Source organism: Bradyrhizobium sp. A11 (assembly GCF_042077125.1).
Classification (GTDB): domain Bacteria; phylum Pseudomonadota; class Alphaproteobacteria; order Rhizobiales; family Xanthobacteraceae; genus Bradyrhizobium; species Bradyrhizobium japonicum_B.
The window spans coordinates 1,097,783-1,110,189 of the sequence record NZ_CP149509.1 but is presented as its reverse complement, the minus strand read 5'-3'; the positions used below and the strand labels follow the sequence as shown (position 1 = coordinate 1,110,189).

11 protein-coding genes are annotated in these 12,407 nt (G+C 63.9%); 7 read left to right on the top strand and 4 right to left on the bottom strand.

Features of this window, described 5'->3' with window-relative positions; translation table 11 throughout:
- Positions 1–43: 43 nt before the first annotated feature.
- From WI560_RS05130 to WI560_RS05120, 3 genes are all read left to right on the top strand, one after another.
- Complete coding sequence (locus tag WI560_RS05130) at positions 44–922, top strand: SUMF1/EgtB/PvdO family nonheme iron enzyme (RefSeq protein ID WP_375307129.1); 879 nt, start codon at positions 44–46, stop codon at positions 920–922.
- 174 nt (positions 923–1,096) lie between these two features.
- Positions 1,097–2,122, top strand: coding sequence for a Fe(3+) ABC transporter substrate-binding protein (locus WI560_RS05125; RefSeq protein WP_375307128.1), 1,026 nt, complete (start codon positions 1,097–1,099; stop codon positions 2,120–2,122).
- A 55-nt stretch (positions 2,123–2,177) separates the two neighbouring features.
- Positions 2,178–3,824 carry an ABC transporter permease gene (locus tag WI560_RS05120; protein WP_375307127.1) on the top strand — a complete coding sequence of 549 codons (1,647 nt, stop codon included), beginning with the start codon at positions 2,178–2,180 and terminating at the stop codon, positions 3,822–3,824.
- Positions 3,825–3,867: 43 nt separating this feature from the next.
- Here WI560_RS05120 and WI560_RS05115 read toward each other — a convergent pair whose 3' ends face one another.
- Genes WI560_RS05115 through WI560_RS05105 form a run of 3 tightly spaced genes read right to left on the bottom strand, consistent with a single transcriptional unit; the run spans position 3,868 to position 5,902 of the window.
- Entirely contained in the window at positions 3,868–4,503 is a 636-nt protein-coding gene (locus WI560_RS05115) for a GNAT family N-acetyltransferase (RefSeq protein WP_375307126.1), read from the bottom strand.
- A gap of 22 nt (positions 4,504–4,525) precedes the next feature.
- A complete protein-coding gene (locus WI560_RS05110; RefSeq protein ID WP_375307125.1) occupies positions 4,526–5,176 on the bottom strand; it encodes a CoA transferase subunit B in 651 nt (216 codons plus the stop codon).
- Positions 5,177–5,194: 18 nt separating this feature from the next.
- On the bottom strand, positions 5,195–5,902 hold the full coding sequence (locus WI560_RS05105; protein ID WP_375307124.1) for a CoA transferase subunit A: 708 nt from the start codon (positions 5,900–5,902) through the stop codon (positions 5,195–5,197).
- 286 nt (positions 5,903–6,188) lie between these two features.
- Between WI560_RS05105 and WI560_RS05100 the strand changes: the two genes are divergently transcribed.
- The 4 genes from WI560_RS05100 (at position 6,189) to WI560_RS05085 (ending at position 11,490) form a co-directional block, all read left to right on the top strand.
- Entirely contained in the window at positions 6,189–8,081 is a 1,893-nt protein-coding gene (locus WI560_RS05100) for an AsmA family protein (protein WP_257176772.1), read from the top strand.
- A 208-nt stretch (positions 8,082–8,289) separates the two neighbouring features.
- Entirely contained in the window at positions 8,290–9,675 is a 1,386-nt protein-coding gene (locus WI560_RS05095) for an ABC transporter substrate-binding protein (RefSeq protein ID WP_375307123.1), read from the top strand.
- A 94-nt stretch (positions 9,676–9,769) separates the two neighbouring features.
- Positions 9,770–10,642, top strand: coding sequence for a carbohydrate ABC transporter permease (locus WI560_RS05090; protein ID WP_028138353.1), 873 nt, complete (start codon positions 9,770–9,772; stop codon positions 10,640–10,642).
- On the top strand, positions 10,639–11,490 hold the full coding sequence (locus WI560_RS05085) for a carbohydrate ABC transporter permease (RefSeq protein WP_257192989.1): 852 nt from the start codon (positions 10,639–10,641) through the stop codon (positions 11,488–11,490). Before WI560_RS05090 ends, WI560_RS05085 begins: the two co-directional genes overlap by 4 nt.
- Positions 11,491–11,594: 104 nt before the next feature.
- On the opposite strand, the gene WI560_RS05080 is transcribed toward WI560_RS05085, so the two are convergent.
- On the bottom strand, positions 11,595–12,407 hold the full coding sequence (locus WI560_RS05080) for an ABC transporter permease (RefSeq protein ID WP_375307122.1): 813 nt from the start codon (positions 12,405–12,407) through the stop codon (positions 11,595–11,597).

Below are 12,407 nucleotides of genomic sequence, written 5' to 3'. Positions count from 1 at the left end.
AGAGGGGCCGGCGGACAGCCGGCCCCTCATTCGGGGGACCATCATGCTGATCGCATTCAAGCTGAAACTGGCTCTGGCCTGCGCGGCCGGACTTGCAGGACCGCTCGCCGTTGCGCCTCTGATGTCGGAAATGAAAACACATGCCGCGCAAGAAGAGCCGGCGATTGTCGAGATCGCCGCGGGCAGCTTCCTGTATCGCGAGGCCGGCGATTTCACGCGCGGCGGGCAGCAGGCCGAAGCGCCGCTGCGCACATTGCGGTTCGACCGGCCGCTGCATGTCATGCGCGAGCAGGTCTCCTCCGCCGACTTTCAGCTCTGCGTGCGGGATGGCGCATGCCGCGCGTTGGACCGCGACGTCGTCATCGCGCCGGATCGCCCTGCGGTCCAGGTGAGCTGGCACGACGCCGAGGCCTATGCGGGCTGGCTGTCGCGCAAGACCGGCCATCATTACCGGCTACCGAGCGATGAAGAATGGGCCTTTGCCGCCGGCTCCAGATTCAAGGACGACGGTCTCGCGGTCGATGCGAATGATCCTTCAAAGCGCTGGATCAGCCGCTATGAGCGCGAATCCGAACGCGACCTCTCCGACACCAAGGCCTATCCGTTCGGCAAGTTCGGCCCGAACGAGCACGGCATCGAAGATCTCGCCGGCAATGTCTGGGAGTGGACGTCGACCTGCTTCGTGCGCTCGCGCTTCGACGCTTCAGGCAATGCCGGCCGCCCGACCGTGAACTGCGGCGTGCGCGTCGCCGAGGGCGCGCACCGCGCCTATGTCACCGATTTCATCCGCGACGCCCGCGCCGGCGGCTGCGCCCAGGGCGTGCCGCCCGCCAATCTCGGCTTCCGCCTGGTGCGCGAGGAGACGTCGTGGGTCGCGAGCGTATCGGCGCGCTGGAGCAAGGTGTGGGCGGCAAGATCATGATCGTCGCGGCGCATATACGTTTTCCCCTCAACGTCTCCATTGATTAGAATCGATCTAAAGTAGGAAATATTGGAATCACTCTAAGTCACGTTCTTCGCGACATCGCGTCGCTGACTTTGCCGCATTGCCTGCGCTACTCAATCCGGCGTCAATCGCCCGCCTGGAGCAGCCCTTATGATTAACCTTCGCGTCCTCGCCGCCTCCGCGGCGGTGTTGAGCCTGACCCTATCCTTTGCCTCGAAAGCAGCCGCCAATGGCGAGGTCAACGTCTATACCTATCGCGAGACCAAGCTGATCCAGCCCCTGTTCGACGCCTTCAGCAAGGATACGGGCATCAAGGTCAATGTCGTCTCCGCAAGCTCAGGTCTGGAGCAGCGTATGAAGGCGGAAGGCGCCAACGGTCCGGCCGACGTGCTGCTGACAGTGGACATCGGCCGCATCGACGAGGCCGTGCAGGCCGGCGTCACCCAGCCAATCAAGTCGGAGGTGGTCGAGAAGGTCGTGCCGGCGCAGTATCGCGATCCGGACGGACACTGGGCCGGCATCTCCATGCGCGCGCGCGTGATCTATGCCTCGAAGGATCGCGTCAAGCAGGACAAGATTACCTATGAGGAGCTCGCCGATCCCAAGTGGAAGGGCAAGATCTGCATTCGCTCGGGCCAGCACATCTACAACAACGCCCTGTTCGCGGCCTACACGGCCAAGCACGGCGAGGCCAAGGCCGAGGAATGGCTGCGCGGCGTGAAGGCCAATCTCGCGCAGAAGCCGTCGGGCGGCGATCGCGAAGCAGCGCGTGACGTGGCCGCCGGCAAGTGCGACATTGGCATCGGCAACACCTATTACTGGGCGCTGATGATGAAAAACGATCCCGAGAAGAAGCCGTGGGCGGAGGCGACCCGCGTCATCCTGCCGACCTTCGAGGGCGGCGGCACCCACGTCAACCTCTCCGGCGTTCTGCTCGCCAAGCACGCGCCCAACAAGGCCAACGGCATCAAGCTGATCGAGTGGCTCGTCAGCGAGCAGGCGCAGCAGATGTATGCCGACCAGAACTACGAATATCCGGTTCGGAGCGGTGTCCCCATCAACTCTACCATCGCGGGCTACGGCAAGCTCGGCCCAGATCCGTTGCCGATCGCAAAGATCGCCGCCAACCGCAAGGCTGCGGCCTCGCTGGTGGACAAGGTCGGCTTTGACAACTGATCTCTGGCGGCCCTCGTCCCTCGAACTGGCAGAACCTTCGGGCGCACGGCCTCGCTTGAGAGGCCGCGCCCACGCCGGGCGCGCCGCGACCGCAATCGCGATCGCAACCGCGATCCTGGTCGCGGCCCCCGTGATCTCGATCGTTTCGCTGGCTTTGCAGCCCGCGACCGATGTGTGGCACGACCTGATCAACTACGTGCTGCCGGCCGCGCTCCTGGACACGGCCCTGCTGCTCGTCGGGGTCGGCGCGCTCACACTTCTGGTCGGCGCCGGCACCGCATGGGTGATATCGCGCCACCATTTTCCCGGCCGGGGCATGCTGCTGTGGCTGATGCCGCTGCCGCTGGCGATTCCGACCTATCTTGCGGCCTACGTCTATGCCGACCTGTTCGAACCGCTCGGCCTGGTGCATCGCACCCTGGCGATCTGGCTGCCGCTGCGCGATGCCCTCGGTTATCTGCCCAACCTGCGTTCGCTGCCGGGCGCCGTCTTCGTAATCGGGCTCGTGCTCTATCCTTACGTCTATCTGTCGGCGCGTGCGACGTTTCAGGTTCAGTCTGCCGAATTCGCCGAGGCGGCTACGACGCTGGGGGCCGGCCGATGGACTGTCTTCTGGCGCGTTTCACTGCCGATGGCGCGGCCGGCGCTTGCGGTCGGCGTGGCGCTGGTCGCGCTGGAAACGCTCAACGACATCGGCGCCAGCGAGTATCTCGGCATCCGCACGCTGACGGTCTCGATCTTCACCACCTGGCTCAACCGCGGCAGCCTTGCCGGTGCGGCGCAACTCGCATGCCTGATGCTTGCAATCGTCGCCGGCCTGATCGCGATGGAGCGTTACGGCCGTCGCAACGCCAACGCCGAGTTCTCGGCCGAAAGCCCGCATGTGAGGCAGCGAACCCCGCTTTCGGGCGCAAGGGCGTGGATCGCGTTCGCGGTCTGCGCGCTGCCGGTGCTGATCGGCTTCGTCGTGCCGCTGTTCTATCTGGCGCATCAGGCTCTCGGTCGCGGACTGCTTGCAAATTTCGACCCGCTGCTGTGGCGCCACACCTTCCATTCGTTTGCCTATGCAGCGCTCGCGACGCTGATGGCGCTGATGCTTGCGCTCGCCACGACGATCGCGCACCGCTTTCGGCCGGATCCCCTGCGATATCTGGCGATGAGCATCGCGCAGGCCGGTTACGCGCTGCCGGGTCTCGTGATTGCCCTCGGCCTGCTGACCCCCGTGCTGGCGGTCGACAGCGCCCTGAGCGCGGTCGCGACCTGGACGGGACGTTCGCTGCCCGGGCTGATCCTGGTCGGCTCGGGGACGGCCGTCGTCATCGCCTATACGATTCGTTTTCTGGCCGTGCCGGTCGGCATGATCAAGGCCGGGTTCGACAGCATTCCGCGCGACTATGACGAGAGCGCGCGCACGGTCGGCGCGGGCCAGGCGGTCATGTTGAGGCAGATCTATCTGCCGTTGCTCCGGCCCGCGATGCTTGGCGCCGTCATCATCATGTTCGTCGACTGCCTGAAGGAGCTGCCGGCAACGCTGCTGTTGCGGCCCCTCAACGTCGAGACGCTATCGACGTCGATCTACCAGTTCGCAAGCCGCGGCAATTTCGAGGACGGCGCGCTTGCGGCCCTCCTGATCATCGCCGCCAGCATCGGCCCGGTGGTCTGGCTGACCCGGTTCTCCGAAGTGCCAAGCGGCCCCGCTTGAAGGCATGGACACATCGTCTGCGCATTCAAGCCATCAGGGACAATCAAATCGCTCGCGCGAACATGCGAAAGCCGGGAGCGCCGATGATCGCCTCGAACGCGGGATCGCGCTTCTCCTCCACAAAGACAAAGCCAGCCTTGGCGTAGGCGCGCTCGGCGGGTTCGTTGCCGACCAGGAATGATATCGTCGCCCTGGCAAACCCAGCCGCCCGTCCCTTGTCCAGGGCCTGCGCAATCAACGCCTGCACGAGCCCACGACCGCGATGAACCGGATCGGTCGCGACATGCTCGATCATCCAGTCGCCCTCGCCGCCCTGAACCCAGCAGGCGCGCGTGTAGGTGCCGCGTTTGCGGATCGCTTCCAATTCCGGCGCGGCAAGCTCCGTCACGGCCGCGACTTGCTCGATGGCGCGCCAGGCCGCGGGTCCAGTGCCTGCCGCCGGCAATGCACAAAGCGCCGCCGCCGGCTTGCCGTCGATTTCGGCGATGAGAAATTGTGAGACGTGCCACATCGACACCGCATCTGCGGTCGCGATGCGCGCGATGAAGTCAACGCATGGCTGTTCGGGCCAGCCTAGCGCGATATCGAACCAGCCGGATGGCCGGTGGCCTCGCATCGAGGACAAGATAGTCCTTGCGATGAATTCGGCGTCTCCGAGACGCGCAGACCGTATCGTCATGCGCGCCCCATTCTCGAAGACCTCAGGTGTTCTTCAGCGCGACGCGGAATTCGGCTTCGGTCTTGGCCTTGACCTCGTCGAGTGAAACGCCGTCGGCGAGCTCGATCAGAGCCATGCCGCCATTGCCATGCTTGTCGATGGTGAAGACGGCGAGATCCGTGACGACCATGTCGACCACGCGCTCGCCCGTCAGCGGCAGATTGCACTTCTTCAGCAGCTTCGGGCCGTCCTTGGCCGAATGCTCCATGACCACGATGACGCGCTTGACGCCGGCGACGAGATCCATCGCGCCGCCCATGCCCTTGACCATCTTGCCGGGGATCATCCAGTTGGCGAGATCGCCGTTCTGGGCCACCTGCATGGCGCCAAGGATGGAGAGATCCATGTGGCCGCCGCGGATCATGCCGAAGGAATCGGCGCTCGAGAAATAGGAGGTCGAGGGCAGCTCGCTGACGGTCTGCTTGCCGGCGTTGATGAGATCGGGATCCTCTTCGCCCTCAAAGGGGAATGGACCCATGCCGAGCATGCCGTTCTCGCTCTGCAAGGAGACGTCCATGCCGTCGGGGATGTAGTTCGAGACCAGCGTCGGGATGCCGATGCCGAGATTGACGTAGTAACCGTCGCGCAATTCTTTCGCAGCGCGCGCGGCCATCTGTTCACGGGTCCAGGCCATATGAGTCTCCTGATACGCCTAGGCGGCGGTGCGCGGGCGAGTGTTGCGGAATTCGATACGCTTCTTGGCCGTGCCGACCTCGACGATGCGCTTCACGAAGATGCCGGGCGTGTGGATGTGGTCGGGATTGAGTTCACCGGCCGGAACCAGATGCTCGACCTCGGCCACCGTGATCTTGGCGGCGGTCGCCATCATCGGGTTAAAGTTGCGCGCGGTCTTGCGGTAGATGAGGTTGCCGGCGGTGTCGCCCTTCCAGGCATGCACGATGGCGAGGTCGGCGAACAGCCCGCGTTCCATCAGATACTTCTCGCCGTCGAATTCCTTCACTTCCTTGCCGTCGGCGATCAGCGTGCCGACGCCGGTCTTGGTGTAGAAGGCCGGAATGCCGGCGCCGCCGGCGCGGATGCGCTCAGCCAGCGTGCCTTGCGGATTGAATTCGAGTTCCAGCTCGCCGGCGAGGAATTGCTGGGCGAACAGCTTGTTCTCGCCGACATAGGACGAGATCATCTTCTTGATCTGCCGCGTTTCCAACAGGCGGCTGAGCCCGATGCCGTCGACGCCGGCATTGTTGGAGACCACCGTCAGGCCCTTGACGCCGGACTCCCGGATCGCATCCGACAGCTCCTCGGCGATGCCGCAGAGGCCGAAACCTCCCGACATGATCATCATGTTGTCTTTTAAGATGCCGTCGAGAGCCGACTTGGCGTCGGGATAGACCTTGTTCATACAAATACCTTCGACTGAACCTTCGGTTTGGAGGCGTCGCGCCGTATTGGCGGCGATTATTAGGCGAAATCCTCCAAAGCCGTCAATGATACGGGGTTCTCCGCACCGCGCCCGGGTGATAGAAGCTGCCCAACGCCGTGGGCAGAACCGTCCACGGCCTTGAAAGCGACAAGAAAACCCATCAAGTTGCGGGACTTAACATCATAGGCTTGGGCGTGGCCACGCAGGTTTCCCGACCCGCCCTTCCGGCTCCAACGACCAACCCGATCAGGACACGCCATTGACCATGGCCCAAGGAATGAAGCGCCTCGGGACGCCGATCGCGGCGCTGCTCGGCGTGGCGCTGATCGCCCTGATCGCGACCTCCTGGCTCATCAACCGCGACGCGCTGCGCAAGGCGGTCGAAGCGCAGATCCGCGACGTCACCGGGCTCGAGCTCAGCGTCGCAGGCAGCATCGACATCTCGGTGCTGCCGGCGAGCTACATCTCCTTCCACGACGTCGGCCTGAAGGGCGGCGGCACCACCGATTCCGCGCTCCATGTCGACGTGCTCACCGCCAATCTGCGGCTGCTGCCGCTCCTGCTGCAGCGGTTCGAGATCGCCGACCTGACGCTGCTGCGGCCGCGCATCCATGTCAGCCTGAAGCCGGACGGTGAGAGCAACTGGACGCCCTTCATCCAGACCATCGCCCGCACCATGAAGCCCGGGGCCGAGAATCAGGTCTCGTTCTCCGAAATCCGGATCCAGGATGGCGTGCTCGACTACGAGGACGCAGCCACCCACGCCACCGAGCGGCTCGGCGACATCGACCTGTCGCTGGCCTGGCCCTCGATCTCGCGCTCCTTCGCCGCGACGGGACAGTTCGACTGGCGCGGCGAGCGTGTCGACGGCTCGATCAGCTTTTCCGATTTCGTCGCCGCCCTCTCCGGCGATCGCTCGGGGTTGAAGGCGCGGATCGCCAGCGCGCCGCTCAAGCTCGCATTCGACGGCAGCGTCGCCAACCGCACCAGCCCGATGATGGAGGGCACGCTGACGATCGACAGCCCCTCCTTGCGCAACGCGCTGCGCTGGACCGGGCAGCCGCAGCCCGCCAGCGGCGGCTTCGGCCGTTTCGCGCTGAAGGCGCGCGCCAACGTCGTCGGCCCCTCGATCGCGCTCACCAATGTCAATGTCGAGCTCGACGGCAACGCCGCCGAGGGCGTCATGACCTACGCCAACAACGGCCGGCAGACGCTGCAGGCGACGCTTGCCGCCGACGCGCTCGACTTCACGCCCTATATCTCGACCTTCCGCCTGCTCGCGAGCGGGGCGCGCGACTGGAACAGGCAGCTGTTCGATCTCCAGGGATTGTCGACCACCGACCTCGACATGCGCCTGTCGGCGGCCAAGCTAACGGTCGGGCCGACCAAGCTCGGCCGCACCGCGATCGGTGCCAATCTGCGCAACGGCACGCTGGCGCTCTCGGTCGGCGAGGCCCAGGTCTATGGCGGCATCGCCAAGGGCTCGTTCGGCATCGCACGCTCCGACACCGTCGCCGACATCAAGGCGCAGTTCCAGTTCACCGACGTCGATCTCCAGGCCTGCGCCACCGAATTGTTCGGCCTCAACAAGCTGTCCGGGCGCGGCAACATCAACGTGTCCCTGTTCGCCTCGGGGTCGAGCCCGTTCGGCCTCGTGCAGTCGCTCGACGGCAGTGCCACCGTCACCGGGCATGACGGCGCGATCTCGGGCTTCAACGCCGAGCAGCTCCTGAAGCGGCTGGAGCGGCGGCCGCTCTCGGGCGGCGGCAATTTCCGCAACGGTTCGACGCCGTACAACAATCTCACCATCGCGGTGAAATTCTCCGACGGGATCGCCACCGCGGAGGACATCCGCATCGAAGGGCCGGCGGCGAAGATCACGCTGACCGGCACCGCCTCGGTGCCGACGCGCGAATACGACATGAAGGGCGTGGCGAGCCTCAATACGGCGTCCGGCTTTCAATTGCCCTTCATGGTGCAGGGCCCGTGGGACGATCCGCTGATTTTCCCCGACCCTGAAAGCCTGATCCGGCAGTCGCCCGCGGCCTCGCCCTTCCTCGATCTGTTGAAGCAGCGCATCACCGGGGGCGGCAAGCGCCCCGCACAGGACGGATCGCCGACGGCGGAGAATGCCAAGGAGAATGCGAAGTCCAACTGAGGATCGCGCGATTCTCTGCCGCTGCCCGGACTTCGCGAATTGATCGGGGCGAATTGATGCGGCGATTGGATCGATGCGCGCGTTAAGCATCGCCACAGAGCGACACTCGCGACCTAGGTCTGACAACATGCTGCGTTGATTGCGCTACCATCCTGCGCTAGTGTTTTTTCGACCGGTTAAAAACACCGGCCGTTTGAGGGAGAAAAACGTGAAATCCAAGGTTATTGGCGCAGTATCACTGGCGGTCGCTGCGGCCGGGCTGTTTGCAGCCGCTGCACCCGCATTTGCGCAGCAGAAGACGATCACGGTCTGGTGGGGCAAGGGCTTCTATCGCTCCGAAGACGACGCACTGATCGAGACGATCAAGAAGTTCGAAGCCAAGACCGGCATCAAGGTCGAGCTGTCGCAATACGCGATCCAGGACATGATTCCGAAGACGGTCGCCGCGCTCGACGCCGGCACCGTGCCCGATGTCGCCTATTCCGATTCCTATGACGTCCAGGCGCAGGGCAAATGGGCCTATGAGGGCAAGCTCGAGGATCTCTCCGACGTCATGGAGCCGATCAAGGGCCGGTTCGTGCAGAACACGCTGGATGCCTCGATCCTCTACAACGACGTCGCCAAGAAGAAGGCCTATTACGGCTTTCCGCTGAAGCAGCAGAGCATGCACGTCCAGATCTGGAACGACATGCTGGAGAAGGCCGGCTTCAAGCTGGCCGATATCCCGAACGACTGGACGGGGTATTGGACGTTCTGGTGCGACAAGGTGCAGCCGGCGATCCGCAAGGCCACCGGTCAGCGCCTCTATGCCGTCGGCCAGCCGATGGGCGTGGAATCCACCGATTCCTTCCAGTCGTTCTACACCTTCATGGACGCCTATCATGTCAAGCTGGTCGACGACGACGGCAAGCTCACGGTCGACGATCCCAAGGTTCGCGAGAACCTCATCAAGGCGATGAAGGATTACACCGACACCTACATCAAGGGCTGCACGCCGCCGTCATCCACGACCTGGAAGGATCCCGACAACAACGTCGCCTTCCATAACAAGACCATCGTGATGACCCACAACTTCACGATCTCGATCGCGGCGAAGTGGTTCGAGGACTCGCAGAACCAGGCGCTTACCCAGGAGCAGCGCGACGCCGGCAAGAAGGCCTACGAGCAGGACATCATCACGGCGTCCTTCCCCAAGGCGCCGGATGGTTCGACCATCAAGTACCGCTCCGACGTCAAGACCGGACTGGTGTTCACCGCGGCCAAGAACAAGGCCGAGGCCAAGCAGTTCATCAGCTTCCTGCTCCAGGAAGAGAACGTCCGCCCCTACATCGAGGGCGCGCTCGGCCGCTGGTTCCCGGTGACGAAGGAAAGCCAGGAAAGCCCGTTCTGGCAGGCCGACAAGCACCGCAAGGCCGTCTACACGCAGTTCAAGGGCGGCACCTCTCAGTTCGACTTCACCAAGAACTGGAGGTTCACGATTCTCAACAACGAGAACATCTGGGCCAAGGCGATGAATCGCGTCGTCAGCGAGAAGGTTCCGGTCGAGAAGGCCGTCGACGAGATGATCGCCCGCATCAAGCAGGTCGCGGGTTGATGTCATCCTCACCTCTCCTCGCGTTGCGGGAAGAGGTGTAAGAACAACACCGGCCGCGTTTCGCGGCCGGCTTCTCTTTGATGAGTCCTAAAGAATGGCGATCACCCTCTCTGGCGATCAGGCTATGCCCGGCCCGCCCCTATCGTCGCGGCTGACCCCGGCACAGGTCTGGGGCATCGTGCTGCTCGCGCCCTATCTGCTCGTTTTCCTCGCTTTCGTCGTCTATCCCGTCTGCTACGGGCTGTGGCTGGCCCGCGCGCCGGAAAACTACGTCGCGCTCTACAACGACCCGATCTTCGCGCGCGCCGCGATCAACACGCTGATCTTCCTGGTCATCGGCATCAACATCAAGATGCTGATCGCGCTGTTCCTGTCCGGCTTCTTCGTGCAGCAGCGCACCTGGATCAAATGGCTGTCGGTGATCTTCATCCTGCCGTGGGCGGTGCCGTCGATCCCGACCATCCTGTCGGTGCGCTTCATGCTCAATCCCGAATGGGGCATGATCAACCACTACATCTTCTCCCTCACCGGCGATGACGGCCCGAACTGGCTGAACGACCCGACCGTGGCGCTCAGCATGGCGATCGCCGTGCACATCTGGAAGTCGCTGCCGTTCTGGACGCTGATCCTGATCACCGGGCGCCTTGCGATCTCGCACGATCTGTTCGAGGCCGCCGAGGTCGACGGTGCGAGCTGGTGGCAGAAGTTCCGCTACATCACCTGGCCGTCGATGCAGACGCTCTACGTCACCTGCACGCTGCTCTCGATGATCTGGACGCTCGGCGACTTCAACAGCGTCTATCTGCTCACCGGCGGCGGCCCGGCAGACCTCACGCACGTGCTGGCGACGCTCGGCATCCGCTATCTCCGCCTCGACCAGCTCTCGCTGGCGATGGCATCCATCGTCTGCGCGATGCCGTTCGTCCTGCCGCTCGTGTACTTCATGATGAAACGGTTGTCGCGATGAAGCTCCCCTCTCTCCGTGATGTCGCGACCGAAGCGCGGCTGCTGCTGATCGGCATTCCCGTCTTCCTGTGGACGATGATCCCGATCTATCACATGTTCCTGTTCGCGATCTCCCCGAAGGAGGACGCGTTCTCGGGCAAGCTGTGGCCGGATCATCCGACGCTGCACAACTTTCAGATCGTGTTCAAGCAGCAGCATTACTTCCTGCGCGACTTCTACATCCAGTTCTGGAATTCGACCGTGATCGCCGTCTCCGTCGGCGTGCTGACGCTGTTCATCGCGACATCCGCAGCGTTCGCGATCTCGCGATTGAAGGTGCCGGGCGGGCGCACCGTGCTGAACCTTGCGCTGTTCACCTATTTCATTCCCGCGGCGTTCCTCGCCGTGCCGATGTACCGGACCATGGGCAATTACGGCCTGCTCAACAATCACTGGTCGCTGATCCTGGCGATGGTGACGATCGCCTCGCCCTACGCGATCTGGGTGCTGAAGCAGGCCTCCGACAAGCTGCCGGTCGAGCTGGACGAGGCCGCCGTGATGGACGGCGCGACGACGCTGCAGATCTTCCGCCTGGTCTATTTGCCGCTGATGATGCCCTCGCTGGTCGCGATCGGCACCTATGCGGTGCTGCTGGCCTGGAACGAATATCTCTACGCGTTCCTGCTGCTCTCCAACGATCGCGAGATCACTCTCCCCGTCGCGCTCGGCAATTTCCTCGCCGCCGACGATTCGCCATGGGAGCTGCTGATGACCACCGGCTTCATCTACGCGCTGCCGCCGGCCGCGGTCTACTACGCCTTCCGCCGCTACATGGTGGGCGGGCTGACGGCGGGTGCGGTGAAGTCGTAGACTTTTCCTTCGTCATTGCGAGCGCAGCGAAGCAATCCGGACTATTTCCGCAGAGACAGACTGGATTGCTTCGTCGCAAGAGCTCCTCGCAATGACAGCAGAGGCTACAGCGGCGCTGCGCTCTCGCCCTGCGAGCTCGACAGTTTCGAAGCGAGCGAGGCGATTACGATGACGACCGCGATCAGGGCGATCACCAGCGTGCAGATGGCGTTGATCTCCGGCTTCACACCCAGCCGCACTTCGGAATAGATCCGGATCGGCAGCGTCGCCGAGCCGGGACCGGTGGTGAAGCTCGCGATGACGAGATCGTCCAGCGACAGCGTGAAGGCGAGCATCCAGCCGGCGACGATCGCGGGCGCGATCAGCGGCAGCGTGACGGCCACGAACGCGCGGACCGGGTCGCAGCCGAGGTCCATCGCCGCCTCCTCCAGCGAACGATCGAGCGAGCCGAGGCGGGATTGCACCACCACGGCGACGAAGCACATCGTCAGCGTGGTATGGGCGATCGTCACGGTCCAGAAGCCGCGCTCGGCGTTGAGCGCCACGAACAGCAGCAGCAGCGACAATCCCGTGATCACCTCGGGCATCACCAGCGGCGCGTAGAGCATGCCGGAGAACAGCGTGCGGCCGCGAAACCGCTCGCCGCGCGACAGCGCGACCGCGGCGAGCGTGCCGAGCAGGGTGGCGATGGTGGCGGAGGAGACCGCGACCCGCAGGCTCATCCAGGCCGCCTCGATCATGGCGCGGTCGTTGAAGAACTCGTGATACCAGCGCAGCGACCAGCCGCCCCAGACGGTCACCAGGCGCGAGGCGTTGAAGGAATAGATGACGAGGATGAGGATCGGCAGATAAAGGAACGCCAGCCCCAGCGCGAGCGAGACGATGTTGAAGCGGGAGAGACGGGAGAGCTTGCGCAT